Below are 26,002 nucleotides of genomic sequence, written 5' to 3'. Positions count from 1 at the left end.
CCGCGGCGGAGTGTCCGCCGCGCCTTCATGTCATAGAGAGAAAGGTACCCGAATGGCCGTGTTCCGTCGCCATCTCCTCCCGCTCGTCGCGTTGGCGATGCTGCCCGGAGGGGCCGTGCTGGCCGAAGGTTACAAGATCAGCGCCAGCGACCTCCTGCGTCTGCGGGTCCTCGAATGGCAGCCGGTGGACGGGACGATGCGCGTGTGGGACGCGATGACGGGCGAATACCGGGTCAATTCGGACGGCACGATTTCCGTTCCGTTCCTCGGGCCGGTCGAGGCGGCGGGGCACACGCCCTCCCAGCTCGGCACCCTGATCGCCGACGGCCTGATGGAGCGTCTGGCGCTGCCCGACATGCCCGACGCCACCGTCGAGATCGCCGAATATCGCCCGGTCATCGTGGCGGGTCATGTGCGCAATCCGGGCGAGGTGGTCTATCGTCCCGGCATCACCGCGCGGCAGGCCATCGCCATGGCGGGCGGGCCGAGCGACGAGATCCGCAGCACCCCGGCCATCGTGCGCGACCTGATCTCGCAGGAAGGCGCGCTGCGCATCCTGCTCGACAGCCGCGAGGGTATGCTCGCCCGCCGCGCGCGCCTGATGGCCGAGCGCGCCAACGAGAGCGAACTGGGCGCCGTCCCGGACCTCGACAGCGCGCGGGGCCGGGCGCTGCTGGCCGAAGAGAAGTCGTTCATGGATCTGCGCCGCGATCAGGTCGAGCGCAATCTGGCGGCCATCGACGCGCAGAGCGAACTGCTGACCGCAGAGATCGAGGCGCTGCAGGCCAAGACGGTCCAGCTCGAGACACAGCTCGAACTGGCCGAGAAAGAGGCTGCAAACGCCCGGAACCTGTCGGAACGCGGGCTCGTGGCCAGCGGGCGGCTGTTCGAGACGCAGCGGACGCTGTCGGCCATCGAGAGCCAGCGGCTCGACACCTCGACGGCGATCCTGCGGGCCCGTCAGGGCATCACGACGGCCGAGCGCGACCGGATCGCGCTGCTGGACGGACGCTCGTCGGAGATCGCGGCCCAGCTTCAGGAGGTCGAGGCCCAGATCCTCGAGATCGACCGCAAGATCGACACGCAGCGGGGGCTCTCGGTGTCGCTTCTGGGGCAGGCGGGCGGCAAGGATCTGGCGGCCGACCCGGACGCCATCGCCGCCATGAGCAGCGTCATCGTGATGCGCATCGACGACGACGAGCTGCGCCAGATCCCCGACGCGATGGACCTGCGGCTGGAGCCGGGCGACATGGTCCAGATGACGCTGAGGCCGCCCTCGACCAACTGAGAGGGTCCGCTTGGAACGACAGGAAGGGAAGCCGACGCGGGTCGGCTTCCCTTTTTCCTTGGCCGCGTGGCGGTGGGCACGGCCGGCTAGACCGGATGCGGCGGGGACGGATCGGCCGCGTCGTTCACTGGCCGAACGGCGCCGCGTTGGCGCAGGGGCATCCGCTGCTGCCGACGCTCGCGCTGGTTGCGAAGCACATAGACGAGGGCCGCGACCAGCATCAGGGTCGCGAGGTCGAACTGCAGGTAGCCCACGACCTCGGACATGCTGAGCACGGTGCTCCGCATCATCAGGGCGGTCAGGAAGATGGACTCCGCCCGCGGCTCCTTGAAGGCCCAGATCGTGGCCAGCGCCAGCGCCCCGAAGATCGCGACCGCCTGCATGGCGACCCCGATGATCCCGATCTCGACCGCGTTCGAGATGAAGGTGTTGTGGAAGTGGAAGCCGCGCTTGCCGCTGATGCCGAACTCTTTCCACATGGCCTCGGCGCCCGGGTTCCCGGGCACCCAGTAGGCCTGATAGCCGACCCCGAGGAAGGGCTGCTGCGCGATTTCGCGGAAGGCCAGCGCCCACAGTTCGGTGCGGCCGGTGAGGGTCGCGTCCTTGCCGGTGGTCTCGAGGATCAGCGCCATGACCTCTTCCTGCATGGCGACGAGCAGGATGGCCACCACGATCCCCAGCCCGACGGTGAAGCCCGCGAGCAGGATGCGCTGGGCAAAGCTGAGCCAGCGCCCAAGGAAGAAGGGCAGCGCAAAGGCCAGAGCCGCGCCGGTGGCCAGCAGCTGACCGGCCGACTGGGCCTGGATCAGCAGGAAGGTCCCGATCAGGAAGCCGCCCGCGGCCAGCAGCCGCCACATCCGTGACTGGTTGCGATCGAGCATGATGGCGAAGGCGCAGAGCATCAGGGTGGACATCGGCAGCGAGAAGGCGTTCTTCGAGCCGAAGATGCCCAGCCAGCCGAGCCCGTCCGCCCGGACCTTTCCGAACACGAGGCTCAGCACGGCCGCGATGAGATGCGCGCTGAAGAGGATGCGCAGGAAGACGATCGGCGAGAGCCGGCTGGCGATCGCCACGGCGATGGCGAAGGTCACGCAGAGCTGGATGCCGTAGCGCAGGCTGAGCGAGGCATATTGCGACCAGAGCACCGTGAAGAGGCACCAGGCGGCGATGGCGAAGATCATCCAGTAGCGCCGCAGCTCCATCAGCGTGGTCTGCGGCCGTCGCACCACAAGCAGGCAGCCCGAGGCCAGGAAGCCCGCCGCCGCCATGGATCCGATCCACTGCACCAGCAGGAGGCACAGGATGGTCAGGAAGGCCAGCACCGTGGTCGGGCAGACGTCGATGATCATGCCGTCATGGCGGTGCGGGCGCAGGGGGGCGGCGGTCATCTCGTGCGGCGTCTCCTCAGTCTTCCAGCCGACATAGCACGGATTCCTCGAACTGGCACGCCTCTCCGGGTGCGGTCCACGAGACCCAGTCCACCTCGAGCGCGACCGGCTCCTCGGGTTGCTCGTAGGCTCCCATCCATTCCGTCAGCACGTCGGTGCTCCAGTGGCTGAAGAAGATCTTCTGCGGCGCCACCGGCAGGGTCTCGGTGGCTTCGTGGACCAGCTCGCCATCCACGAACCAGCGCAGCCGCTCGGGCTCCCAGATGAACGAGAAGGTGTGCCAACCCTCGTCCGAGGGCGGGTCGAGCGGCACGACATGGCGGTTCTTCGGCTCGCCGGACACATAGGTGTTCACGTCCACCGAGGCGGTGTTGCGGGTGAGGATCTCGAAGTCGATCTCGTCATGGGGCTGGTCATGCACCGGCCCGATGTAGGTGAAGAAGGCGGCGTTGAGGCCGGACTTGCGGTGATCGGTCCGCATCCGGGTCTCGAAGGTCCCGTGCAGGTAGCGTTGCTCGGTCTGCACCTCCCCGCAACGGTGCTGGCCCTCGCCGGACGTGTCGGGCAGATACAGGAGCCGGAGGATGCCGTCCTCGGCGCGGACGGCGTTGGAGGACCAGGTGCAGTTCTGGTGCTCGCCGTTGGTCCAGCCGTCCGAAATGTACCAGCGTTCTCCGTCGATCTCGTCGAAGGTCTCGCGGAACGAGGCCGGCGGCTCGTCCGCCGCGGCCGGAGCGGCCACGAGGAGGGGCAGAAGGGTCTGCGCGGCAAGGCGCGCAAGCGGCAGACGGGGTCTCATGAAGGGCTCCGTGGCTGTTTCAGGAAGAAGGTTAGGCCCGGGCTTCTCCGATGGCGACCGTTCTCCGATCACATTGGCAACAGCTTGCCGCAGTGCCGCGAAAACCGGCAGTTCCGGCGGTCGGACGGCGGCGGACATGGTGCCGGGTTACGCGGCGGGTCGAGGAAAGCTACACAGGGACGATTCGGAGGACGGAGGGACGATGCGGATTTCGGTGCTGATGGCGAACTATCGCGGCGCGGCCTTCCTGCCAGAGGCGATCGAGTCCGTTCTCCGCCAAAGTCACGCGGATCTCGAACTGATCGTGGTCGATGATGCCTCGGGCGACGAGAGCGCGGACCTCGTGCGTGAGATGGCCGAGGGGGACTCCCGCGTCACGCTGATCGAGATGGAGCGGAACGGCGGACCCTCGGCGGCGCGCAACCGCGCGCTGGAGGCGGCGACCGGGGACTGGCTTGCCGTGATGGACTCGGATGATGTGCTCCATCCCGACCGTCTTGCGCGCCTTCTCGCTGCCGCCGAGGCGCTCGGGGTCGATGCGGTCGCCGACGACATGCTCCATTTCGGCGAAGCGCCGGATGCCGGCGGGCGGACGCTGCTCCAGTCCCTGCATCTGGTCGCGCCGATGCCGGTGGATGCCACCCTGTTCGTCGCGGCCAACGGAGGTTCGGACGATCTGCCGCCGCTGGGCTATCTCAAGCCGCTCGTCCGCCGCTCGGCCTGGGGCGGACTGCGCTATGACGAGACGCTGAGGGTGGGCGAGGATTACGACCTGTATCTGCGTCTGCTTCTGGACGGCGCGCGGCTCGTGCTGCTGCCCGAGGCGCTCTATCTCTACCGGCGCCACTCGGGCTCGATCTCGCACAGGCTGTCGGTTGCGGCGCTCGAGCCGCTGATCGCGGCGCATGACCGGACGGCGCGGGATGTCACCGATCCCGCACTTGCGGGCATGATGCGCCGCCGCCGCGCGGGGCTCGAGCGGCTTCTGGCCTTTGAACATCTGGTGGCGGCGATCAAGCGGCGCAGGCCGCTGCCGGCGCTGGGTCAGCTTGTGCGGCGGCCGGATCTGGTGGCCGAACTCCTGCGCAGCGTGCGCGAGCGGCTTCAGCGCCGGGCCGCGGAAGAGGTCGAGATCCGCCCGCTCTCGCTGGTGCTGTCGGCCGATCCGCGGCCCGTGGGTGACGGCCAGCGCCTCGTGGCGGTGCCGCCGCTGCTTGCCCCGGACCTGCCGCATCCCTGGCCGCCCGCACAGCAGGCCGCGCTTCTGTCGGATCTTGCGGCGCGCCATGATCTCGACATCTGTGCCGACGGCGAGGAGGGGCTGTTCTGGCTCTGGCTCGTGCCGCGCTGGAGCCGCGCCGAGGTGGTGCTGCCTGAAGGCATGGAGGCGCGGCTTCCTCCGGGCGCCGAGCGCCGCGGCGCGGCGCCCGAGGACGAGGACGAGGATCCGGGCGACTGAGGCCCGGCCTCAGACGGGCAGCAGCAGCCGCTCCGGTCGGGGCGGGGCGGGCGGGCGCAGGGCGGCCAGCTTGTCACGGGCGACCCCGCGCGCGATCGGCAGGAAGCGCGCCGGCGGGCTCAGCGCGAAGCCGAGCGCGGCGGCAATCCCGGCCTCTGCCTTCCGGTCGAGAAACTGCCGGAGGAGGAGCTTGGCCCGCACCTGCTGCAGGTGCCGGCGCATGGCCGCCCTCGCGGAGGGGGACGCCGGCAGGTCCAGATGCGCGCGGCACGCGCTCTCCAGCGCCGCGAGATCCGCCGTCCGGTGCCGCCCCGAGAGCGAGGCGCCCCGTTCCACCGCCACATAGCCGACGGACCGGATGAGGCCGAAGCGCGCGCCCAGAAGCAGCATCCGCATGTAGAGGTCGAAATCCTCGCCCAGCCACATGCGTTCGTCGTAGCGCAGCCCGTGCCGCGCCAGAAAGGCCCGCGACATGACCGGCTTGAGAAAGCCGAGTTCGCCCCGCCGGACACCCTGCGCCAGATTGCCGAGCGCGAAGGCTTCGGCATCCAGCATCTCCACCCCGGTCGGGGCGTCAGGCAGGCTCGAGGGCACGAAATCGGCGGCATGGTCAGGTGTGACGAAGACGATGTTGTCGGCGGCCAGATCGAGCGTCGGGTCGAGCCTCGCAAAGCGGCCCGGCAGCAGGAAATCATCGGCGTCGAGGATGGCGATCCGTGCCGCGCGTGACAGGGCGATGGCGCGGTTGCGCGCGGCCGAGGGACCGCCGTTCTGCGCCTGCCGCTCGACGATCAGCCGGCCGCTGCCGTCGTCGGCGCCCCGCGCGGCCTCGGTGGTTGCGTCGGTCGAGGCATCGTCCACCACCACAACCTCGGCCACCTCCGCCTCGGCCAGAGCCGAGCGCACGGCCTTGGCGATGGTCGCCTGGGCATTGTGTGCGGCGATGATCACGCAGATGTCCGTCATGCGGCGGTTCCTTCGCGGCGGGAGAGCAGGCCGGAGCGGACGAGCCCCTTGAGCCAGATCCTGTGGATCTCGGAGGATTTGGCGGCAAGTTCCTCGCGCAGATAGCGCGCGGGCTGCCGGCCCGAGAGCGCCCAGAGGATGCGGCTCCGGCGCGGCCAGTCAAGGGCAGGATCCCACGGGGCGATCAGCATCCGGCGCAGGATGGCGGGCGACAGGTCTGCCAGCGGGTGCGCCCCGGTCGCATGGCGGCGCGGAGCGAGCCCGTCAAACAGCGCGTCCACGCCCCGGCTCGCCAGCGCCAGCGTCTCGGACAGGCCCTGCTCGGCAGCAAGGCCGGGCAACATGGCCGCTTCGGCGGCCGACAGGTGGTCGAGGCTTGCGCGCAGGTCGCACAGGTGGCCCGCGCAGGGCTCGTGCGCAACGAAGGCCTTGACCACGCCGATGGCCGCCACGAGGCATCGGTCGGGGCCCGAGATCATCGGCACCGTGCCGCCCTCGTGCGGCATGAGCGTCGCCCGGGCCAGGAAGTCGGCCGTCCGGCGCGGCCGCGGCGCGCCCGGCTGCTGAAGGCGATGGTGCAGGTCCACCACCGGGCCACCCGTTGGACGGCGGTAATGCTGCTCGCCCAGGTGCTTCGTCCACCAGTCGGCAAGCTCGGCCTCCTGCGGGACGAAGCCCGCCTCCCGCAGCACCGCGCCCGCTCGGGGCAGGTCCGCCTCGGCCACCAGAAGGTCCACGTCTCCGGTCGGCTTCCAGCAGGGCCCGCCATAGAGGGCGATCTGCTGCAGCGGACCCTTGAACTGCACATGCGCGATGCCCGCCGCCTGCATGAGCCGGGCGACCTCTCCGCTGACGCGAAGGCTGTGGCCATTGCGCGCGGCGGTGTAAAGTCGCATTGACTCGATCTGCGGGGCGATGGCGGCCCAGGCCGGGGGAAGGTCGGCCGGGCGCGGGGCGAGGAACAGCCCGACCTTGTTCAGCCGCGCCATGTCGAAAAGCACCTGCGGCAGAACCTGCCCGGGCAGCGGTGCCGCGTCGCCGAAGGCGCGGGCGAGGGCCGCACGCAGCGCTTCGGCCTCCGAAAGGCAGTCGTGGCCGCGCACGGCGGCGAAATGTGCGGCGGTGAAGGTCATGCCCCTTGTCCTGTCCGCAGGAGGCCGCTCCTGTCGAATCGAAGTGTGTCCGACGCGAGGAGAGTGAACCTTCGGCCAAGGCGTTGTCGCCCCGAGGTAGCGCATTTTCCCCTTTTGGTTGTGAATTGCGATGAAAATTTGAGCAGCAACTTTGTCCCGTAAGGGTTGTGGCAAATGGCGGGCTCAACCTTCAATTGCATTTACAATTCCTTTTGATAAATATATTCCGTGCGGGCGGCATCCGATCGGAGAGCGGCGGCGTCCGCATTGACACCTCGGGCATCTTTCAACAGGCTTGGATCCGGTCCTTTGGGCCATCTTACCTTATGCTGAGGATATTTGACGTGGCAAACAACATCCAAACTCTTGCTTATCAGGCCCCGGTGCTGCGCGCTCACGGCACGCTGGAAGCCATGACCCACGGTGCAAGCACGGGGCATGTGACCGATGCGGCCTTCCCGTCGGGCACTGCGATCGCCGACATGACCTTCTCCTGATCTTCGGGACGAAGCACAGCCCCGGTCCGAGGCGGTCAATGACTGCCTCGGTCACAAAACGTGTTTGATCAAGGAATTTTCGACGTGACCATCAGGGCGGCACCCGGCTGCATTCCCTGCCCATTCGGGGACGGGATTGCGATCTTCGACACGAACAGCAACTCCTACTTCAGCATGAATGCGGTGGGCGAATTCGTCTGGTCGCAGCTCGATCAGCCCGTCGAGATCGAGGTTCTCGTGGGGCGCGTCGCGGACCGCTACCGGATCGAGCCCTCGGTCTGCGAGGGCGACATCCGCAAGCTGGTGGATGACCTCGCGGCGAACCGGCTCGTCACCCTGGCCTGAGGGAGGTTCCATGCGGCGCGTGCGGCGTCTCCTGACCCTGAGGCCTGCCGAGGCGCTGGCGCTGTGGCGGGCGCTGGCGGAGGTGGCACGGATCCGCCTCGCGATCGCGCGCCGGCGGACAGATGCGGTGCGGGCCGCCACCGCGGCCTTCGCCGCCGCGGGCGCGGCCCCGGCCTCGGAGCAGCGCGTCGTTGCCTGGTCGGTGACCGCGGCCGCGCGGCTCGTCCCGGGCGCCACCTGCCTCACGCAGGCGCTGGCCGGCCAGCGCCTTCTTGCGCGGAAAGGCTACGCCTCCACCGTTCGCATCTCGTTGCCGAACGGGCGCGACAGCGCCTTCCGCCCGCATGCCTGGCTTCTGTCCGGCAATGTCATCGTGCTCGGGGGATCTTCCATGGACTACAGCCAGCATCGCGCGCTCGTGGATTACGAAAGCTCGGGCCGCACCGATCCGGTGGCCGAACAGGCGGCAGGAGCGGCCCTGTGAGCGCGCTCGCCGCCTTCGTCACGCTGGGCGGAGATCCGTCGGAAGCCGAGGGCCGGGTAAAGGCCATGCTCGCGGCCATGCCGAGCCGCGGGCCTGAGGCGCGGTCGGTGCTGCTGCCCGGCGGGGTCGCGCTGGGCCATCGGGCGCGGCACGCGGCCATGGGCCCGTGGCGGCTGCGGCCGGGCGGTCCGGTGCTGACCGGCAGCCTGAGGCTCGACAACGCCGCCGAGTTGCAGTCCGCGCTTGGACTGGCCGAGGCAGCCGATGCCGCCCTTGTGCTGGCGGCCTATGACCGCTGGGGGCTGGATCTGCCGCTTCACCTCGAGGGCGATTTCGCCCTCGTGCTGTGGGATCCGGCCGCGGGACGGCTGGTCGGGCTGCGCGACCGGTTCGGCGTCTGCCCCTTCCTTTATCGCGCCACGCCTCAGGCGGTCGCCGTCGCGTCGGATGTCGAGGCGGTGCTGGGCGCCTTTCCCGCCTGTCCCCCCGCGCTCGACGAGATCTGGATCGCCGAGTTCCTTTCGGGCCAGCCCACGTCGGCGCAGCGCACCATCCACCGGGGGATCAACCGTCTGGAACCGGCGCACATGCTGCTGGTCGAGAAGGGCCGGACCGAGATCCGCCGCTACTGGCGGCTGGAGGTCGAGCCCCGCCACCGGCCCGACCCGCCCGAGGCGCTGCTCGAGCTGCTCGAGCGGTCGGTGGCGGCGCGGATGCGGGGCGGCACAGTGGGCGCGATGCTGAGCGGCGGGCTCGATTCCAGCACGCTCGCCGTTCTGGCCTCGCGGATGTCCGAGGCGCCGCTTCCTGTGGTGTCGATGAAGTTCGACGCCTGCCCCGAGATCGACGAGCGCGCATGGATCGGCAAGGTTCACGAGGCCGGCCGCTTCCGGCAGCTCTGGCTTGATGGCAGCGAAGCTCTCGGGGGCACCGTCGAAGAGCTTCTGGCCGAGCAGGGCGCACCGTACCTTGCGCCGAACCTGCCCACCTCGCGCTGGCTCTACCGTCGGGCGGCCGAGGCGGGGATCGAGATCCTGCTCGACGGGCACGGCGGCGACGAGGTGATCTCGTTCGGGACCTCGCGCCTGACCGAACTGGCCGCCGAGGCGCAGTGGCGGAGCCTCTGGCGGTCCACCGCCGCCGTCTCGGCGCTGTTCGGCAGCCCCCGGCGCGAGCTTTTTCTGGCATCGGCCTCGGTGGGTGCCTCGTCGCGTTGGGTCCGGGCGCTGGCCCGCCGGCTGGGGCCCAGAGCCACCCGCGATGCGACGGCCTGGAGGCGGGCGGTTCATCCCGATCTGGTGGCGCGGACCGGCCTCGTCCAGCGCGTGCGCGAGGCGAACGGCGTGACGGTGAAGGGTGCGACGGACGACATCCGGCGCCACATCGCGCAACTGACGACACCGGGCTATCCCACCGCGCTCGAGGTGCTCGACCGTTCCGCAGCCCCGTGCGGGATTTCGCCGCGCTATCCGTTCCTCGAGCGGCGGGTGGTCGAGCATTGCGTGGCGCAGCCCGCCTCGGCCAAGTTCCGCGACGGCATGACCCGAGCCCTGCTGCGCGACGCGATGCGCGGCCTGCTGCCCGACGAGATCCGCCTGCGGAGCAGCAAGACCGACTTCAGCCCCAACGTGCGCGAGCGTGTGCTGAGGGACTGGACCGAGAGCCTTGACCGGCTGTCCCGGCGCGATCCCGGCCAGATCGCCGATTTCGTGGATCTTGGCGTCATCCGCGGCGTCATCGACGGGCTTCGCGCGGGCGAGGCCGATACCCCCGCGCTCTTCCAGACCCTGCGCGCGATTGTGCTGGACGAATGGCTTCGGGCCCGGGAGTTCCCCGCCGCCGCCCGACTCGACAGAAGGACACCTGCATGATCGTCGAGACGTCCTCTCTCCGGCCTGCGCTGCGGACCGCCTACGGGCTCGCGTGGCGCTCGGACGTGGATCTGCCCGAGCTGGAGCCGCTGGAAGGCGACAGGGCGGCCGACCTCACGGTGCACCGTGCACCGCTCGATGATCTGCCGGGCGAGGGGGGCTTCCGCACCCGCTTTGCGCCCGATCGGGCCGAGCTCTGGTGGCAGACGGTGGGCGGCTTCCGGGTCGAGCCGGGCCGGATCACGGCCAGCCCGCACCCCGGCGTATCGGAGGATCTCGTGGCCTATCCGCTGCTGGGCTCGGTGCTGGCGCTGGCTCTGGAGCAGTTGGGTCTCTTCACGCTCCATGCGAGCGCGGTGTCGGTGGGCGGCCGCGGCGTGGTGATGATGGGCGACAAGGGGGCGGGCAAATCCACGACCGCGACGGCGATGATCCGCGCGGGCCATCCGCTCATCGCGGACGACATCGTGGCGGTGGACGAGACCCTGTCGCTCCGCCCCGGCTTTCCCCAGGTCAAGCTGTCACCAGCGGCGGCCGCGGCCTTCGATGCGCCGGATGCGGTCCATCGCCCGGTGGTGCCCGAGGTGCCCGAGAAGAGCCGCGTGCTGTTGCCCGGCCGGTTCGCCCGCGGTGTCACGCCGCTCCGGCGGATCTACCGGCTTGAACGCGGTCCGGCCGAGGCCGAGCCTGCCGTGATCGCCGTGCCGCCGTTCGAGGCGCTGCCGCTGGCCCTGCGCTTTGCCTATGTCACCCGCTTCGGCGCCGAGGTGCTGAACGGCGCCGCCGGCGCCCGGCATCTGCGGCAGGCCGCGGCCATAGCCGCCAGCGGCGTCCTGCATCGCGTGATCGTGCCCCACGATCTTCGCCGGCTGCCCGAGGTGGTGGCCCTGATCGAGCGGGATGCGGAGGCTGCGGCGTGACCGACGATCATTCGCCCATCCCCGCGGTCGAGGGCTTTCGAGGCGCCGCGGCGCTGGTGCGGGCCATGGCGCGCTTCGGGCGCAAGCGGCTGGCGATAGCCCTGACCTTCCTTGTCCTCGGCAACGTGACCGAGGGCGTCTCGATCCTTCTTCTCCTGCCGATCCTGACACTGGCCGGGCAGGGCTCATCCGACTACGCGATCGACCTCGGCGGGCGCCATCTCTTCGGCCAGCCCCTGCCGGACGTGAGCATCGGGCTTGAGGTGCTGCTGGGGGCGATCGTCCTGCTCGTGGCGCTGCAGGCGGCCTTCAACCGGGTCAAGGCGGTCTATCTGTCGGATCTCTTGCAGGATTTCGCCAACTCAACGCGCGCGGGACTCTTTTCGGCGGTGGCCTCGGCCCGGTGGGAGACGGTGGTGCGGATGCGCCGGGCCGATCTCGAACATGCGCTGACGGGCGAGATCGACCGGATCACCTTCTCGGGCTTTGTGTCGCTGAGCCTGATCCAGATCCTCGTGGGTCTCGTGATCTACTTCGTGCTCTGCCTCGCCGTGTCGGTGCCGATGACGCTGTTCGCCTTCGGCTTCGGCCTTGTGGCGTTGCTGTTGCTGAAACCCTACCGCAAGCTCGCCGAAAGGTATGGCCACAAGATCCAGACCGCGCGGACGGTGCAGGCGCGGCTCGTGTCCGAATTCATCACCGGGCTCAAGACCGCCCGCTCGATGAACCAGGAGCCGCACCATGTCGCCCAGTTCGAGCGCACGCTTGACGGCACCAAGGCGGATGCCCACGACTATGCGCGCCGCAACGCGCTGGGCAACGGGCTGTTCCAGGTGGCGCTGGCGATCGGAGCCGCCGCCTTCGTGCTGCTCTCCCTCCGCTTCGTCGGGCTCGAGATGTCGCAGATGCTGGTGCTGCTCGTGATCCTGATGCGGGTCACGCCGCGGTTTCAGGGGCTGCAGGCGCAGGTGCAGGCGCTGCTGGTGGATCTCCCGGCCTGGTGGCGCGTGGTCGATCTGCAGAGCCGCCTCGAGGCCAACCGCGAGGGCGGGGCCGGCTTCGTCTCGGCGCCGGTCGCGCCGCCCCGGCACGAGATCCTGCTCGACCGCGTGACCTACCGCCACACGGAAGGATCGGAAGAAGCCGCCCTGAACGACTGCACCATCCGGCTTCCGGTCGGGCGGGCGACGGCCCTGATCGGGGCTTCGGGGGCGGGCAAGAGCACAGTGGCCGACATCGTGATGGGGCTGATCCGGCCCGAGGCCGGGCGCCTTCTGGTCGATGGGCACGAACTGACTGAGTCCGAGCGCCGCGGCTGGCGCGAGCATCTGGCCTATGTGCCGCAGGAGACCTTCCTGCTGCATGACACGATCCGGGCGAACCTTGCCATCGTGGCCCCCGACGCCACCGAGGAGGAGATGCACCAGGCCCTCGCCGATGCCGCCGCCGACCGTTTCGTGGCCGCCTTGCCCGAGGGGCTCGACACGCGGGTGGGGGACCGCGGCACGCTCCTGTCAGGGGGCGAACGGCAGAGGATCGCGCTGGCGCGGGCCTTCCTGAAGCGGCCGGCCGTGCTGATCCTCGACGAGGCCACCAGCGCGCTGGACTGGGAGAGCCAGAGCCGTGTGGCCCAGGCCCTCGCGCGGCGGGCGGGTGAGATGACGGTTCTGACCATCGCGCACCGGCCCTCGATGGTGGCCTTTGCCGATCACGTCTATTCGCTGGAAGCCGGACGCGTGGTCGAGGAAGGGCCGATGGCGGACCTCTTGCGGAAGACGGACGGGCACCTGTCCCGGATGTTCGCGCACGAGGCCTCGGAGCCTGCGCGCCTCAGACTCGCCCAGTAGGATGATCCTCACCGCCGCGGCATCCGCCATTGTGAGAATCACCTAACCTTCAGTTGGTGCTGCTCCCGGGCTCTGAGATGGGGGCAGTCAAAGGCCCGATTGCTGCGATTTGCCGATCGGCAGGAGCCCGTCGGAGGGGCTGGCCGGTTGATCCGGCGGCGCGCGCCTGGCCTTTTCTTCCCGCAGCATCAGAAGGATAAGGCCGAGGTAGAGCATCTGCGCGATCAGCAGCGTGGCGGCCACGATGCCCGCCACGGCCCATCCCGAGAAGCCCAGGTACATGGCGAGCGCGGCCGCCGCCGCCGCCGCCCCGCCCATTCCCATCAAGAAGGCTCCGATCCGCATCGCGCTCTCCTGCCTTCGCAACCCGAAGTTGCGCCTCTCTTTCATAGATAGGCAGGAACTTGCCGAAAGGAAAGAGACAGGTGCGCGCACATATCAGCTGTCAGCGACGTGACGCCGAACCGTCACCTTCGGCGCACATCATGGCAGGTTGCGAAGGCGGTGCCGTGGCCCTCAGCTGGTTCCGCTGCGGCCCGAGAAATAGTCGCCGTATTCCTCGTAATAATGCTCGCCGCCGGTCTCGGGGACGTAGTCGCGCAGGGACTCCATATCGACCTTGTTCAGCACGACGCCGAGGGTCTTCTCCATCAGGGCGGGCTCGTTCATCAGCGTCTCGCGCAGGAGCGTCTTGGGCGTCTTGCCCCACTCGGCCACCATCACGATCTGATCGACCATCGGCACCACCACCCGCGCATCGACCACCGGCCCCAGGGGCGCAAGGTCGAGGATGACGTGACTGTAGCGCGCGCGCGCGGCCGCCAGCAGCTGCCGCATCCCCTTGGAGCCCAGCATCTCGCTGGAATGGGTCATCATGCCGGGCGTCACGCAGGGCAGCAGATGCACGCCGCTGTCGCCGATCACGCGCAGCGCCTTGGTCCAGTCCGCCCGGCCCAGCGCCGCTTCGACAAGCCCTATGCCCCGCGTCAGCCCAAGCCTGCGGCTGAGGCCGGGGTTGCGCGGGTCGGTGTCGATCAGCAGCACCGAATTGCCGGACGCGGCCATCACCGCGGCCAGGTTCAGCGCGACCGAAGACTTGCCCTCGCCCGGACGGATCGAGGTGATGCCCAGGACGATCTGCGACTTGCCCGCGAGGCTCACCTCCGATGAGAAGCGGATGTTGCGGAGCGTCTCGGCATAATGCGAGCGGGGATGCTGCAGCGCGTGGATCGGCTTGCGCACGACCGGGATGCCCGGCACGGGCTCGCTCAGCTTCAGGGGCGCGCTCCGGGCCTGACGCGACAGCTGCGGCGCGCCGTTGGCGGCGTCGAAATGCGGCAGGTAGCCGAGGAACCGCTGGCCCACGTCATTCTGCACATCTTCGCCCGTCCGCAGGAAGCGGTCACGCCACTCGCGCAGGACGCCGATGCCAGCGCCGACCATCCCGCCCAGAACCAGCATCACGGCCAGCACGCGCATCGTGCTGGGGCCGATGGGGTCCATCGGGACATCCGCATGAGCAAGGATGCGGACGTTCGAGATCGGGAAGCTCTTCTGCTGGTCGATCTCCTGAAAGCGGGTCAGGAAGGTCTGATAGAGCGTCTGCAGCGTCTCGGCGCGCTGCTCGAGAGACTTGAGCTGAACCTGCTTGCGCCCGGCCTCCGAGTTCACATCGACGGCGAGCCCGAGGCTTTCGCGCAGCGCCTGCACCTGGGCACTGGCCACATTGAAGGAGCCGCGGGCCTCCTCGTGCAGGCGCCGCACCTCGCCGAAGAGAACGTTGGTCTGGGCGGCGACCTGCTCGCGCAGGCGGACGGCCTGCGGATGGTCGACGCCGAAGTCGCGCTCGATCCGGTCCAGCCGTGCCGAAAGGGCCGAGAGCTGGTCCTGCATCTCGATCAGCCGCTCGTTGCCCTGCAACGAGAAGCCGCTGCTGCGTTCCGACAGGAAAGCCTCGGGCCCGCTGTCAAGAATGGTCTGATAGGTGCTCATCAGCGCCTGCGCCCGCGCCGCCTCGGTCATGGACACCGCGAGATCGGAGTTGAGCTTCGAGACGTTCTCTTCGGTGATCAGCGCCCCGCGGGTCGAGACGAGGCCGTTCTCGGACCGGAAGATCTCGGCCTCGACCGCCGCTTCGCGGGCCTGGGCCTGCAACTCCTCGAGCCGTTCGCGCAGCCACTGGGTCGTGCGCTCGGTCGCGTCGTAGTTCGCGTTCAGCAGATCCGAGACATAGGCCTCGGCGTAGGCGTTCGAGATGGCGGCGGCGAGGGCGGGATCGTGCGAGGCGTAATAGATCTCGAAGACGCTCGACCGCCCGACGCGCGACACGCCGATCCTGCCGGAGAGGGCGGCCGCCACTAGCTGCCGCTTGCGCTCGGCGACCTGTTCGGGCGTGGGCGGCGGGCCGGCCGCGCCCGAGGGCGGGGCGGGGGTGATGAGGCGCATGGGCGCGCGCACGATCTCCTTGGCGTTCTCCACGACCACGGTAAGCAACGGCACCGGCGGACTGAGGAAGGAGTCGTTCTCGGTCAGATTGAGCATGTCCGTCACGGCCAGCGCCACCGGCTGCGAGCGGATGACTTCCTGCGCGCTTTCGAGAGCGTTTTCCGAGGCGCTGTTGTCGAGGGCCGACACTTCCTCGATCGTGCGGTTGACCTTTCCGGCCAGCAGCACGGTCGAGCCGGCGACGAAGGTCTTGGGCGTGGTGGCGAGGTAGGCGAGGCCGAGGCACAGGCTCATGGCGCAGGAGATCATCATCACCCGGCGCTGCCTGCGGGCGGCCCCCAGCAGGCGCGAGACGTCGATCGTGTCCGCAGCCGCCGAGGACGCAACGGGCGTGTCGATGCGTGGATCGCTGTCGGCGATACGGATTCCGAACTGCTTCAAGTTCTGCTCCTGGAAACGGGATAAGTATCGGTCTTGGAATCAAGGTTTGAAAGCGCCGGGGCCGATCCGCCGTAGATCGTGATCGGTCGTGCGCCGAAAAGCGCCGACAGTGTGCCCACATGCAGCGCGCCACGCAACAGCGCATTGTTCCGCCGGAGCGGATCATGCAGGGCCGCGGCCGCCATTCCGGCACAGGCCGCAACCTTGGCGAGAGCCGTCGCGCCCTGACGCGCCCGGGCAAGCCCGGTGGGCGCCGCGATCAGGCTCGCGTGGGTCTGTCCCATGCGGAATCGCCGGCGCAGCAGCCAGCCGAGGCGCGCGCGATCGGCCGGGACAGTCTCGCGGACCAGCGCCTCGGGGGCATGGCCGAGGCGACCCCCACGGCGGAGCATGGTCTCGAAGAAGGCCGTGTCCTCGCCGCCCGATCGCCCCCGCATCGGATCGAACCGCAGCCCCTCGAGCGCCGGGGCCGTGAGATCCATGAGGACATTGCAGGTGTAGCCCGACTTGATCGAGCCGTCGGGCAGGATGGTCGGGAGCGTGTCATGCACCGCCCCCTTGCGCATCCAGGCGGGGGCATCCGCGCCATGTTCGGCCCGCACCGGGCCGAGCACCGCCTCGGCGCCCGTCCGGTTCTGGGCGGCGACAAGCGCGGCGATCCAGCCGGGCTCGACCACCTCATCGTCGTCGATGAAGGCGAGGCGGTCGATGCCGCGGGCAAGAGCCGCCTCGAGAATGGCGTTCCGGGCCACCGAGATGTTGCGCGCGGGCGCGTGCAGGTAGCAGACCGGCAGGGGCAGGGCCCGTGCCGCAGCCTCCACGGTCGCGCGCGCCGAGGGGGTTTCGTCATTGTCGGCCACGATCACGATCCCGCCCGCCCCGTCCGGCCAGTTCAGGGCGCCGATCGAGGCCAGCGTCGCCGCGACGCCGGGCCGGCGATAGGTGCAGATCCCGATCGCGATGCGCGCGCCGCTCATGCCGGTGCCTCCGACCTTCCACGGCCACGGCCGAGATGGCGCAGCAGCTGGTTCCAGAAGCCCGCCGACCAGGCGACATGCATGGCTCCGGCGGCAAAGCCCGCGAGAAGCCCGCGGAGGCTGCGCGTCTCCCGCGCGATCAGCGCGCCCCCGGCAAGGCAGCCCACACCCCACAGGATCAGCGGAAGTGCGAAGACCGGATGCAGCGGGCTGAGCAACGCCAGCATCAGCCCCGGCGCAAGGCCCGCCAGAACGATCTGGCGCAGCCCCGGCACCGAGCGGTGCTTGAGGATGTTGCGGGCCCGGCCGCGACCGAAGGCGAAATACTGCTTCATCAGCGCGGGGATCGTGCGGCGCGGGAAATAGTCCACCCGCGTGCGGGCCGTCAGCCAGATGCGGAAGCCCGCCTGCCGAAGGCGCAGGTCCAGCTCGGCATCCTCGTTGTGGCTGAAGCTCTCGTCATAGCCACCGATCTGGCGGAAGGCGTCGATCCGCATCAGCGCATGGTGGCCATGATCGACGAACCGCCCGACGGGGGCCACGCGATGCGCCGCGCCGCCGTTGCCGATGCGCGAATTCTGCGCCGCCGCGATCAGGCCCTGCCAGAAGCCCGAGCCCACCGCCCTCATGCCGACCACCACCGAGGCGGCCCCGGTCTCCTGCGCTTCGGCCAGCAGCACGTCGCAATAGTCCTGCGGATAGGCGCTGTGGGCATCGATGCGGATCAGCATGTCGGCCTCGGCGCCGAACCGCGCGACCGCGAGGTTGACGGCCGCGCTCTGGAGGCGGCGGGGGTTGTGGATCAGCGTGATCCCGGCTTCGGGACGGGCGGCGACGCGATCGCGCGTGCCATCGGTCGAGCCGCCATCCGCCACCACGATCCGCGCCCCGTGGCTCTCGGCGAACGGCAGAAGACCGTTGAGCACGGCGTCGATGTGATCGACCTCGTTGAGGGTGGGAATGATGATGAGAACGCGCGGCGTCATGTGGTGAACCAGCCTTTCCGGCGCAGGGCGGCCTGACGGCGGCGGCCGCGTGCGGCCGCAATCTGGGCCATCAGGCCCGTGACATCCTGACATTCCTCGGGCCCCGTCGCCCAGACCGCTTCGGGGACGTCGCGGACCCTGCCGCGCAGGACCTCGACCCTCGGGGGATCGAGGTGGCCGAGAAGGTCTGAAACCTGATCCACGTCCGGCGCGGCGACGGTGAGCCCGATGTTGCAGTCGCCGAGGAAGCTCGCCACTTCCGTCCCCGCCAGCGCCACCGGAACCGCATGGTGGCGGCACCCTTCATAGAGCCGGTTCGGCAGCAGCCAGTCCGAGTTCTTGCCGGCGTCGTAGCGGTCGATCAGCCAGGACAGATGCACCTGCCCGTAGATCCCGGCGAGATCCTCGGGATTGCGGTAGGGCCCGCCAAACTCGAGATCGGGATTGGCCGCCACCGTCTCGTGAAACCGGGGCAGCTGGTCGAGCGCCGGCTTGCCGCGCAGCAGCACCCGGTACCGGCCGGGCGAGGCCCGTGTCACCCGGTCGAGGCAGTCGAGCGACCAGGCGCAGCGCAGGATGCCGAACCAGCCGATCGTGATCGGGGCCGTCACCGGCTGCGGCGCAGGCACCGGCGGGATGGCCGCGCCGGGGTAGAAGCACTTGTTCTCGATCAGCCGGATCGGGGCGCGGGTCTGGCCGAAGGGCTGGAAATACTCGTTGATGAAGCCCGGAGATGAGGTGAGCACCAGCCCCACGCGGCGCAGCAGCCGCCGCTCGAGCGCGCGCATCGCCTGCGCCCGGAGGCCTTCGCCCAGCATCATGCGGTGGATGTCGAGCACCTCATAGACCACCAGCGCCTCGGGCCAGAGCGCCTTGGCCCGTGCCGCCAGCGCCAGCATCTCGAGGTTGCGGGCGAGGATCACGTCGGGCGCCTCTTGGGTGGCGAGCCTGCGCCCCAACCCGGCGCCCGCCCGAAGGACGGAAAAAGCGCGTCGCGCAAGCCGCGCATCGGCCGTCCGGCCGAGGAGGGTGGCCGGTTCGGGCAAGGGCCCCTCTCGCCGGCGGAAACCGGCAAGATGAACGGTTGCGCCACCGGCGCGCAGCACGGCCACGCGCCGCCAGATGGCGCTGTCGTCCAGATCATGGGCGAGGTAGAGTATTCGCAATCTGCCGTCTTTCTCCGGTCGTCTCAGCTTGCCGCGGCCACCTTCAGCCGCGGTGCCCTGTGGATGCCGTGCTGATCGCCGATCGCCTCGAGGAAGGCCGCGAACTCGTCGCGAAGATCGGCGCGCTGCAGAGCCAGCGCGACCGTCGCCTGCAGAAATCCCGCCTTCGAGCCGCAGTCGAACCGCTCGCCGCTGAAGCGGAACCCGTGGACCGAACCCGGGTGCGTGGCCAGCTCGTGCGCGATGGCGTCGGTCAGCTGGATCTCGCCGCCCGCGCCCACGGTCCGACGGTCGAGGTGCCGCATGACGCGCGGCCCGAGGATGTAGCGCCCGATCACCGCCATGTTCGAGGGCGCGGTGCCGGCCTTCGGCTTCTCGACGATGCCGCGCGGGCGGACCAGCGCGCCCTGGCGGGACTCGATGTCGAGGATGCCGTAGGACGAGGCCTTCTCGGGGGCCACTTCCATGGTGGCGATGATGCTGCCGCCGACCTCGGCGTGAGCTTCCATCATCTGCGCAAGGCAGGGCCGGTCCGAGACCACCATGTCGTCGGGCAGGATCACGGCGAAGGGCCGGTCGCCCACCAGACGCCGCGCGCACCAGACCGCATGGCCAAGCCCGAGCGCCTCGTGCTGGCGGACATAGGCCACATGGCCGCTGTCGATGTTGGTCGCCTCGAGCGCGGCGAGAAGCTCGGTCTTGCCGGCGGCGCGCAGCGCCCGCTCGAGCGGCTGGTTGACGTCGAAGAAGTCCTCGAGCGCGCCCTTGCCGCGCGAGGTGACGAAGATGAAATCCTCGATCCCGGCCTCCCGCGCCTCCTCGACCGCATACTGGATCAGCGGCTTGTCAACGAGGGTCAGGATCTCCTTGGGAATCGACTTCGTGGCGGGAAGGAAGCGCGTTCCCATCCCGGCAATCGGGAAGATGGCGGTGTTGACCTTCTTCAATGACATTCGCGACCTCTTGATGATGATCTGCTGAAAAGGTGGGGTCAAAGTGACGGTATCAATCTTTCACACAATGCTGCACCTGCAAAGGGTGCGGACGGACTTGTGATGGACACGGGGCAGTTTCGAGCAATGGCGGCTTATCTATACGGCGGAGAATGCCCGTTGCCGCGCGATTGTCCAAGGCTGAATCGAGGCGATCTGTTCCTGCATTTCATCAATTCTCCTTGGGTCGGGCGATCTTTCCCGCCGCGCGCGTCCATGTGCAACTCTGGGGTGAAGCGCAAGGCGCAGCGTTTTCGCTGCAGGCGCAGCCGGCGGGGAGGCGCCTAGATCATGAGCGGCAAGGTGCGCAGCAGCAGCTCGCGCCCGCCGGGCCGCCAGCCCAGGGCCGACAGGCGCCGGCAGTCGAGCGGGCTGACCTGCGAGGCGTCCGCGCGCGGCGGCAGCGGGCGCGAGAGACCCGTCAGCCGTGCGACCTCGGCCAGAAGGTCGTGACGGTCGAGGAGCAGATCCGAGGCGTGGAAGGCGCCCGTCTCCTCGCGTTGCAGCAGCAGCAGGACAGCCGCGGCGAGATCCGAGCCATGGATCTCGGTCGCCGCGCGCGGAGGGATCGGCCGGCCCGCGCGGAAGTCGTCAAAGAGGGAGCGCCACTTGTGGTCCGGTGCGGGCCCATAGACGCCGGTTGCCCGCAGGCTCGCCCCGCCCGCCGCGACGAGGGCCGTCTCGGCCTCGGCCTTGACCTGCCCGTAGAGGCTGTCGGGGCAGGTCGGCATGCCTTCGGTCAAGAGCGTGCCGGGCGGGTAGCCGTCGAACACCGCGCGCGAGGAGAGAAAGACGATCCGTCGCCCGCGCATCGCCTCGAAGAGCCGCAGGCTGCCATCGAGATTGGCGCGGCGGAACCCGGCGGGGTCGGCGCCTTCGCCGCCACGGTAGCGGCCGGGGACATGCTGGAAGGCGCAGTGGACCAGCGCCTCGACATCCCCAAGCGGCGGCGGCGGCCCGAGAAGGTCGTAGGGGCGGTGCTCGTCCGGCAATCCGGTGGGGCGGCGCGACAGCAGGACGAGATCATGGCCCGCTGCCCGCGCCGCCTCGGCGATGAAGCGGCCGACGATCCCGCCGGCCCCGGTCAGCGCAAGGCGCATGGCCGTGGAAGGTCCGCAAGGTCGGGCACCGGCCCGTCGGCCGCATAGCTGCGCCACAGGTCGATCAGCGGACGCAGCCGCTCGGCCTTCTCATGCTCCTGCCACGGTTTTTCATACTGGAAGTGCAGGACCCGGATCTGCTCCCAGCTCCAGAGGTCGGGCAGGGCGAACCAGACATACTGGAGCATGTTGCAGAAGACCGGCAGGCCCTGCCAGTCGGGGAAGAACTCCTGCAGGAAGCTCTGGTCGGTCCGCCGCCAGAACACCCCCGGCCGGTCGAGGTGCGCCAGCATCCGGGCGAAGGTGTCCTCCGACGGGCGGGCGGTGAAGACGCCCGAGTTCATCCTGTGGAAGTCGGACAGGCTCTCATAGACGTTCGGAGCGGCGCAGAACTCGGGATATTCGAACAGGCGGTCGATGTTGCGCAGCACCAGCGCGTCGGCGTCGATGAAGACGACCGAGCGGTATTCGACCAGCTGCCAGAGCCGGAGCTTGGCGAAATTGTCGAGCGGCGTGTGGAAGGGCGGCTTGCCCCCCTTGGTGAAGGCCGCCCGCGCATGCAGCGCGTCGCGGGCGTGGGTGGCGTTGAACTCGGGCGAGGTGGGCAGAAGCGCGACCCGCACCAGCCGCGCCCCCTGCGCCCGCAACGGCGCCAGCGCCCCTTCCGGCACATCCGTATGCAGCACCACGCGGTCGGCCGCGGTGCCGCTGAGGGCGAGCGAGCGCAGCAGCGCCCGCGCACCCAGCGCGTAGTCGGCGTTGGTCACAAGCGTGACATAGGCCCGGTCAGAGCCCGCCTGCGTTTCGGCAACAAGATCCAATCAGGACACCGAGCGCAGCCGCCGCCCCTCGGGGTCGTGCTCGACCCGCTGCGCGATGTCCTTCGTCCAGGCCGAGACGCAGGGCACGCGGCTGCGGTCGATCCGGTGGGCGAACTTCTTGGCCACATCCACCACCTCGGCCAGAAGCCCCTCCTGCAACGTCACGGGCTTCAGCCCCAGGGCGAGGAACTGGTCGTTCCTGACCAGCAGCTCGTTCTCGTCCGCCTCCTTTCGCGGGTTGGGAAGGTAGGAGACCTTGGCCCCCGTCATCCTCGCCACCATCTCGGCCAGGTCGCGGACGCGGTGGGTCTCGGTCATCTGGTTGAAGATCTTGACCCGGTCGCCCGCCTTCGGCGCGTCCGACAGGGCCAGCTCGACGCAGCGGACCGAGTCCTGCAAATGGATGAAGGCGCGGGTCTGGCCGCCCGTGCCATGCACCGTCAGCGGATAGCCGATCGCGGCCTGGATCAGGAAGCGGTTCAGCACGGTGCCGTAGTCGCCGTCATAGTCGAAGCGGTTGATGAGTTGCGGGTGCCGCCGGGTCTGGCTGGTGTGCGTGCCCCAGACGATGCCCTGATGCAGATCGGTGATCCTGAGCCCGTCGTTCTGGGCGTAATACTGGAAGAGGATCTGATCGAGGCTCTTGGTCATGTGATAGACCGAGCCGGGCCGCGTCGGGTAAAGGATCTCGAGGTCCCTCGGGCCTGTGGGCGTGTCCACCGTCACGTCGAGGTAGCCCTCGGGGATCGGGGCGCCGACGGTCGAATAGCCATAGACGCCCATCGTGCCGAGATGGACGAGATGGGCGTCCACGCCCGTCTCGACCATCGCCGCCAGCAGGTTGTGCGTCGCATTGACGTTGTTGTTGACGGTATAGACCTTGTGGCGATCCGACTTCATCGAATAGGGCGCGGCGCGCTGTTCGGCGAAATGGATGATCGCGTCGGGGCGGTACTCGGCAAGCCAGGCCCGGATCCGGTCGTACTCCCGCAGGTCGAGCAGGTGGAAATGCAGCCGCTGGCCGGTCTCCTGGTGCCAGATCCGGCACCGCTCCTGGATCGAATCCATCGGTGTGAGGGACTGCACACCCAGCTCGGCGTCGATCCAGCGCCGCGAGAGGTTGTCCACGATATGGATCTCGTGGCCGAGGTCCGACAGGTGAAGCGCCGTCGGCCAGCCCACGAACCCGTCTCCACCCAGAACTGCAATGCGCATGAGGCCTCCTTGCTGAACCGCGCGTGCCCCTGACGGAGCACACGTCCTCGTGAACATCTTGGTCCGTATCCGCTGCAAGTCCACAGGTCGAATGAACTTTTCACGACGCTCGGCAAGTGGACGCCGACGCGGTGTCAGGCGCTGCGGCGCTGGCCTGCGTGCGGGCCCTCGGCAAATTCCTCGATCATCCGGGCGCAGAACGCTTCGAGATCGTCCGGCTTGCGGCTGGTGACGAGACCCTGATCCACCACCACCTCGGCGTCGGTCCAGTGCCCGCCCGCGTTGCGGATGTCGGTGGCGAGCGACGGAAAGGAGGTCAGCCGGCGCCCTCGAGCACGCCCGCCTCGACCAGTGCCCAGGGGCCGTGGCAGATCGCAGCGACGGGCTTGCCCGCCTCGAAGAAGCCGCGGACGAAGGCCACGGCCTCGGCGCTGCCGCGGATCTTGTCGGCTCCGACCGTTCCGCCGGGGATCACGAGACCGTCGAACCCGGACGCCGAGACGTCGGAGACAGTGGCATCGACCGGATGGCGCGAGCCGGGATCGAGATCCTGGTTCACCGTCTCGGCCGTGCCCGCCTCGAGGCTGACCGCGACGACCTTCGCCCCCGCTTCGGTGAGCGCCTGGGCCGGGCGTACGAACTCCACATCCTCGGTGCCGCGGGGCGCGATCAGGATGGCGATGGTCTTGCCGTCGAGTTGCATGGGACGTCCTTCCTCGATGGTGCGGTCCGGGGGGGCCGCGGTCGGGGCTGCAACGACGGGCGCCGGCGTCTGTTCCGAAGGCCGGGGGCGACTGTGCAGCAGGGCAGGGGCGCTGTGCTGCGCGGGGCGGGGGAAAGGTTGGCAGGCTGTGCTAGATGTCGCCTGACCGTCTGGAGGACATGCGCATGACAGTTGAATTCGGCCTCGACACATTCGGCGACGTGACCTGGGACAGCGGCAAGCGGCTGCTGCCCCAGCGCGAGGTGCTGCGCCATGTGGTCGAGGAGGCCGTTCTGGCCGACGAGGTGGGCGTGGACGTCATTGGCCTCGGCGAGCATCACCGGGACGATTTCGCCATTTCGGCGCCCGAGATCCTGCTGGCGGCGATCGGGGCGCGGACCAGCCGCATCCGGCTGGGAACGGCGGTCACGGTGCTGGGCTCGGACGATCCGGTGCGGCTGTTCCAGCGGTTCTCGACGCTCGACGCGATTTCGGGCGGGCGCGCCGAGGTGACGCTCGGGCGGGGGTCCTTCACCGAGAGCTTTCCGCTCTTCGGCTTCGACATGGCCGACTACCACGCGCTCTTCGAGGAAAAGCTCGATCTGTTCGCGCGCCTGATCCGTCAGGAGGAAGTCACCTGGTCCGGCACCACCCGCGCCCCGCTCGAGCGGCAGCGGGTCTGGCCGCCGCTGGGCGAGCAGGGCCTGCGCAGCTGGATCGGGGTGGGCGGCAGCCCTGAATCCGTCGTGCGGGCGGTGCGCTACCGGATGCCGATGATCCTGGCCATCATCGGCGGGTCGGCGCGGCGCTTCCTGCCCTTCGTCGATCTCTACCGCCGCGCCTCGGATCAGGCGGGCCTTGCGCCCATGCCGCTGGGCGTCCATTCGCCGGGCCATGTCGCGCCGACGGACGAACAGGCGCGAGACGAGGCGTTTCCGGCCTACAAGGCGCTCCATGACCGGATCGGGTCCGAGCGCGGCTGGCCGAGCCTCCGGCGCGAGGACTTCCTGCGCGAGGTCGAGCATGGCTCGATGTATGTGGGCGCGCCCGAGACGGTGGCGCGGCGGATCGCCGACACCGTGGGCGCGCTGGATCTTGCGCGCTTCCAGTTGAAGTATTCGATGGGCCCGCTGGACCACGGCGCGCTGATGCGGTCGATCGAGCTTTACGGGCGGCAGGTCCTGCCCATGGTCCGCGACATGCTGGCCCGCGGCTGAACGGCCCTTCGGCCCGGTGCCACGGGGCGGGCCCTGTTGGCGCAGCGTCGCTATCGCCGGTTGCAGCTTCGGACTCTGGCGTTAAAGATTGGTGCGTCCTGAATTTTGGTATCGGAGCGGTACGATGGAGCGTCCTCTGGTGAGCAACGAGGTCACGCGGCTTGGGCCGGATGCCAAGTTTCACCACGCCGGCCTGCGCCGCGGCCTGACCCCCTCCACCCTGCGCAAGCTGGACGCGATCGCGCGCCTGCGTGTCTTTCCCCGGGATTCGGTGGTCGTGCCGCAGGGCGGCGCGCTCGAATATGTGGGCAACGTCGTCCGGGGCGTGCTGAGGATGGAGCGGCTGCTCGCGGACGGGCGGTCGCAGATCGTGGGGCTTCTCGTGCCCTCCGACATGTTCGGGCGGGTCTTTTCCGACCGATCCGACTATTCCATCGAAGCGGCGACCGAGGTCACGCTCTGCTGTTTCGAGCGCCACGCCTTCGAGTCCCTCGTGCGGAGCTGCCCCGATCTCGAACATGCGGTGCTGCTGGCGGTGCTGGACGAACTCGACGCCGCGCGAGAATGGATCACGCTGCGGGCCGGGGCCACCGTGGCCGCGCGTCTGGCCACCTACCTTCTGATGCTCTGCCGCCGCTGGCCGCACCAGACCAGCGAGCTGACCGGAGACCAGCAGCGAATCATCGTGAACGTTCCGATCGCCCGCAACGATCTTGCGCTCTATCTGGGCACGACGGTGGAATCGATCTCGCGCGCGGTGCAGGGCTTCTCGCGCGACGGGCTGATCTCGATTCGCACGCCGCTCCGGTTCGAGATCACGGATCTTCCCGCCCTCATCGCCCTGTCGGAAAACGAGGAATTTGACGCAGCCGCGCTGCTGACCGATCTGCGCGCCGGCTGTGGTGGGTCATTCTGACCAGGCGCGCGAATTGACGCAGGTCA

23 protein-coding genes and 1 pseudogene are annotated in these 26,002 nt (G+C 69.2%); 10 read left to right on the top strand and 14 right to left on the bottom strand.

The window, feature by feature from the left end; genetic code table 11:
* The first annotated feature begins 52 nt into the window (after window positions 1–52).
* Window positions 53–1,288: a polysaccharide biosynthesis/export family protein gene (locus LV780_RS08765; RefSeq protein WP_011908986.1), complete on the top strand. Its 1,236-nt coding sequence runs from the start codon at window positions 53–55 to the stop codon at window positions 1,286–1,288.
* Window positions 1,289–1,374: 86 nt separating this feature from the next.
* On the opposite strand, the gene LV780_RS08760 is transcribed toward LV780_RS08765, so the two are convergent.
* Complete coding sequence (locus tag LV780_RS08760) at window positions 1,375–2,676, bottom strand: O-antigen ligase family protein (RefSeq protein ID WP_011908985.1); 1,302 nt, start codon at window positions 2,674–2,676, stop codon at window positions 1,375–1,377.
* A gap of 16 nt (window positions 2,677–2,692) precedes the next feature.
* Window positions 2,693–3,475, bottom strand: a complete 783-nt coding sequence (locus LV780_RS08755) for a glycoside hydrolase family 16 protein (protein ID WP_108220505.1) — start codon at window positions 3,473–3,475, stop codon at window positions 2,693–2,695.
* Window positions 3,476–3,677: 202 nt separating this feature from the next.
* Between LV780_RS08755 and LV780_RS08750 the strand changes: the two genes are divergently transcribed.
* Window positions 3,678–4,934: a glycosyltransferase family 2 protein gene (locus tag LV780_RS08750; protein ID WP_108220506.1), complete on the top strand. Its 1,257-nt coding sequence runs from the start codon at window positions 3,678–3,680 to the stop codon at window positions 4,932–4,934.
* 9 nt (window positions 4,935–4,943) lie between these two features.
* On the opposite strand, the gene LV780_RS08745 is transcribed toward LV780_RS08750, so the two are convergent.
* Window positions 4,944–5,900, bottom strand: coding sequence for a glycosyltransferase family 2 protein (locus LV780_RS08745; protein ID WP_108220507.1), 957 nt, complete (start codon window positions 5,898–5,900; stop codon window positions 4,944–4,946).
* Window positions 5,897–7,033 (bottom strand): nucleotidyltransferase family protein, encoded by a 1,137-nt coding sequence (locus tag LV780_RS08740; RefSeq protein ID WP_108220508.1) that lies wholly within the window; start codon window positions 7,031–7,033, stop codon window positions 5,897–5,899. The genes LV780_RS08745 and LV780_RS08740 overlap by 4 nt, the downstream gene beginning before the upstream one ends.
* 344 nt (window positions 7,034–7,377) lie before the next feature.
* On the opposite strand from LV780_RS08740, the gene LV780_RS08735 reads away from it, so the two are divergent.
* The 6 genes from LV780_RS08735 to LV780_RS08710 all read left to right on the top strand — a co-directional run bounded on the left by LV780_RS08735 (window position 7,378) and on the right by LV780_RS08710 (window position 12,997).
* On the top strand, window positions 7,378–7,530 hold the full coding sequence (locus LV780_RS08735) for a hypothetical protein (RefSeq protein ID WP_085996571.1): 153 nt from the start codon (window positions 7,378–7,380) through the stop codon (window positions 7,528–7,530).
* 84 nt (window positions 7,531–7,614) lie between these two features.
* Window positions 7,615–7,875 carry a PqqD family protein gene (locus tag LV780_RS08730; protein ID WP_011908979.1) on the top strand — a complete coding sequence of 87 codons (261 nt, stop codon included), beginning with the start codon at window positions 7,615–7,617 and terminating at the stop codon, window positions 7,873–7,875.
* A 10-nt stretch (window positions 7,876–7,885) separates the two neighbouring features.
* Complete coding sequence (locus tag LV780_RS08725) at window positions 7,886–8,359, top strand: lasso peptide biosynthesis B2 protein (protein ID WP_011908978.1); 474 nt, start codon at window positions 7,886–7,888, stop codon at window positions 8,357–8,359.
* Window positions 8,356–10,230, top strand: a complete 1,875-nt coding sequence (locus LV780_RS08720) for an asparagine synthase-related protein (protein ID WP_108220509.1) — start codon at window positions 8,356–8,358, stop codon at window positions 10,228–10,230. Before LV780_RS08725 ends, LV780_RS08720 begins: the two co-directional genes overlap by 4 nt.
* Window positions 10,227–11,150 carry a phosphoenolpyruvate carboxykinase (ATP) gene (locus tag LV780_RS08715; RefSeq protein ID WP_011908976.1) on the top strand — a complete coding sequence of 308 codons (924 nt, stop codon included), beginning with the start codon at window positions 10,227–10,229 and terminating at the stop codon, window positions 11,148–11,150. The genes LV780_RS08720 and LV780_RS08715 overlap by 4 nt, the downstream gene beginning before the upstream one ends.
* A 65-nt stretch (window positions 11,151–11,215) precedes the next feature.
* The gene (locus LV780_RS08710) at window positions 11,216–12,997 is read left to right on the top strand and encodes an ABC transporter ATP-binding protein (protein WP_407647914.1); all 1,782 of its coding nucleotides are present in this window, start codon (window positions 11,216–11,218) and stop codon (window positions 12,995–12,997) included.
* A gap of 87 nt (window positions 12,998–13,084) precedes the next feature.
* On the opposite strand, the gene LV780_RS08705 is transcribed toward LV780_RS08710, so the two are convergent.
* The 10 genes and pseudogenes from LV780_RS08705 to LV780_RS08660 all read right to left on the bottom strand — a co-directional run bounded on the left by LV780_RS08705 (window position 13,085) and on the right by LV780_RS08660 (window position 23,843).
* Window positions 13,085–13,342, bottom strand: a complete 258-nt coding sequence (locus tag LV780_RS08705) for a hypothetical protein (protein ID WP_101341984.1) — start codon at window positions 13,340–13,342, stop codon at window positions 13,085–13,087.
* 171 nt (window positions 13,343–13,513) lie between these two features.
* Window positions 13,514–15,883, bottom strand: a complete 2,370-nt coding sequence (locus LV780_RS08700) for a GNVR domain-containing protein (RefSeq protein WP_108220510.1) — start codon at window positions 15,881–15,883, stop codon at window positions 13,514–13,516.
* A complete protein-coding gene (locus LV780_RS08695; protein WP_011908972.1) occupies window positions 15,880–16,860 on the bottom strand; it encodes a glycosyltransferase in 981 nt (326 codons plus the stop codon). The genes LV780_RS08700 and LV780_RS08695 overlap by 4 nt, the downstream gene beginning before the upstream one ends.
* Complete coding sequence (locus tag LV780_RS08690; protein ID WP_108220511.1) at window positions 16,857–17,846, bottom strand: glycosyltransferase family 2 protein; 990 nt, start codon at window positions 17,844–17,846, stop codon at window positions 16,857–16,859. The genes LV780_RS08695 and LV780_RS08690 overlap by 4 nt, the downstream gene beginning before the upstream one ends.
* Window positions 17,843–19,012 carry a glycosyltransferase gene (locus tag LV780_RS08685; protein ID WP_108220512.1) on the bottom strand — a complete coding sequence of 390 codons (1,170 nt, stop codon included), beginning with the start codon at window positions 19,010–19,012 and terminating at the stop codon, window positions 17,843–17,845. The genes LV780_RS08690 and LV780_RS08685 overlap by 4 nt, the downstream gene beginning before the upstream one ends.
* Window positions 19,013–19,035: 23 nt before the next feature.
* Window positions 19,036–19,965 carry a UTP--glucose-1-phosphate uridylyltransferase gene (locus tag LV780_RS08680; protein WP_108220513.1) on the bottom strand — a complete coding sequence of 310 codons (930 nt, stop codon included), beginning with the start codon at window positions 19,963–19,965 and terminating at the stop codon, window positions 19,036–19,038.
* A 323-nt stretch (window positions 19,966–20,288) separates the two neighbouring features.
* Window positions 20,289–21,104 (bottom strand): NAD-dependent epimerase/dehydratase family protein, encoded by an 816-nt coding sequence (locus LV780_RS08675; RefSeq protein WP_117344993.1) that lies wholly within the window; start codon window positions 21,102–21,104, stop codon window positions 20,289–20,291.
* Window positions 21,089–21,925 (bottom strand): glycosyltransferase, encoded by an 837-nt coding sequence (locus LV780_RS08670; protein WP_117344992.1) that lies wholly within the window; start codon window positions 21,923–21,925, stop codon window positions 21,089–21,091. Before LV780_RS08670 ends, LV780_RS08675 begins: the two co-directional genes overlap by 16 nt.
* Window positions 21,926–23,140 carry an NAD-dependent epimerase/dehydratase family protein gene (locus LV780_RS08665; RefSeq protein WP_117344991.1) on the bottom strand — a complete coding sequence of 405 codons (1,215 nt, stop codon included), beginning with the start codon at window positions 23,138–23,140 and terminating at the stop codon, window positions 21,926–21,928.
* Between the two features lie 134 nt (window positions 23,141–23,274).
* Window positions 23,275–23,843 (bottom strand): annotated as a pseudogene (locus LV780_RS08660) (type 1 glutamine amidotransferase domain-containing protein).
* Between the two features lie 185 nt (window positions 23,844–24,028).
* On the opposite strand from LV780_RS08660, the gene LV780_RS08655 reads away from it, so the two are divergent.
* A complete protein-coding gene (locus LV780_RS08655) occupies window positions 24,029–25,060 on the top strand; it encodes an LLM class flavin-dependent oxidoreductase (RefSeq protein WP_181318466.1) in 1,032 nt (343 codons plus the stop codon).
* A 124-nt stretch (window positions 25,061–25,184) separates the two neighbouring features.
* Window positions 25,185–25,976, top strand: a complete 792-nt coding sequence (locus tag LV780_RS08650; RefSeq protein WP_011908963.1) for a Crp/Fnr family transcriptional regulator — start codon at window positions 25,185–25,187, stop codon at window positions 25,974–25,976.
* Window positions 25,977–26,002: the final 26 nt, after the last annotated feature.

This window comes from Cereibacter azotoformans (genome assembly GCF_021391315.1).
In the GTDB taxonomy this organism is placed as follows: Bacteria; Pseudomonadota; Alphaproteobacteria; order Rhodobacterales; family Rhodobacteraceae; genus Cereibacter_A; species Cereibacter_A azotoformans.
This window is presented reverse-complemented; position numbering and strand designations above follow the sequence as displayed.

Bases quoted from the DNA above. Each gene is read 5' to 3' on its own strand.
- LV780_RS08715 (WP_011908976.1), top strand. From the start codon at position 10,227: ATGATCGTCGAGACGTCCTCTCTCCGGCCTGCGCTGCGGACCGCCTAC.
- LV780_RS08675 (WP_117344993.1), bottom strand. From the start codon at position 21,104: ATGCGCCTTGCGCTGACCGGGGCCGGCGGGATCGTCGGCCGCTTCATC.
- LV780_RS08710 (WP_407647914.1), top strand. From the start codon at position 11,216: ATGGCGCGCTTCGGGCGCAAGCGGCTGGCGATAGCCCTGACCTTCCTT.
- LV780_RS08745 (WP_108220507.1), bottom strand. From the start codon at position 5,900: ATGACGGACATCTGCGTGATCATCGCCGCACACAATGCCCAGGCGACC.
- LV780_RS08740 (WP_108220508.1), bottom strand. From the start codon at position 7,033: ATGACCTTCACCGCCGCACATTTCGCCGCCGTGCGCGGCCACGACTGC.
- LV780_RS08765 (WP_011908986.1), top strand. From the start codon at position 53: ATGGCCGTGTTCCGTCGCCATCTCCTCCCGCTCGTCGCGTTGGCGATG.
- LV780_RS08760 (WP_011908985.1), bottom strand. From the start codon at position 2,676: ATGACCGCCGCCCCCCTGCGCCCGCACCGCCATGACGGCATGATCATC.
- LV780_RS08650 (WP_011908963.1), top strand. From the start codon at position 25,185: ATGGAGCGTCCTCTGGTGAGCAACGAGGTCACGCGGCTTGGGCCGGAT.
- LV780_RS08695 (WP_011908972.1), bottom strand. From the start codon at position 16,860: ATGAGCGGCGCGCGCATCGCGATCGGGATCTGCACCTATCGCCGGCCC.
- LV780_RS08705 (WP_101341984.1), bottom strand. From the start codon at position 13,342: ATGCGGATCGGAGCCTTCTTGATGGGAATGGGCGGGGCGGCGGCGGCG.
- LV780_RS08690 (WP_108220511.1), bottom strand. From the start codon at position 17,846: ATGACGCCGCGCGTTCTCATCATCATTCCCACCCTCAACGAGGTCGAT.
- LV780_RS08665 (WP_117344991.1), bottom strand. From the start codon at position 23,140: ATGCGCATTGCAGTTCTGGGTGGAGACGGGTTCGTGGGCTGGCCGACG.
- LV780_RS08680 (WP_108220513.1), bottom strand. From the start codon at position 19,965: ATGTCATTGAAGAAGGTCAACACCGCCATCTTCCCGATTGCCGGGATG.
- LV780_RS08655 (WP_181318466.1), top strand. From the start codon at position 24,029: ATGACAGTTGAATTCGGCCTCGACACATTCGGCGACGTGACCTGGGAC.
- LV780_RS08755 (WP_108220505.1), bottom strand. From the start codon at position 3,475: ATGAGACCCCGTCTGCCGCTTGCGCGCCTTGCCGCGCAGACCCTTCTG.
- LV780_RS08750 (WP_108220506.1), top strand. From the start codon at position 3,678: ATGCGGATTTCGGTGCTGATGGCGAACTATCGCGGCGCGGCCTTCCTG.
- LV780_RS08725 (WP_011908978.1), top strand. From the start codon at position 7,886: ATGCGGCGCGTGCGGCGTCTCCTGACCCTGAGGCCTGCCGAGGCGCTG.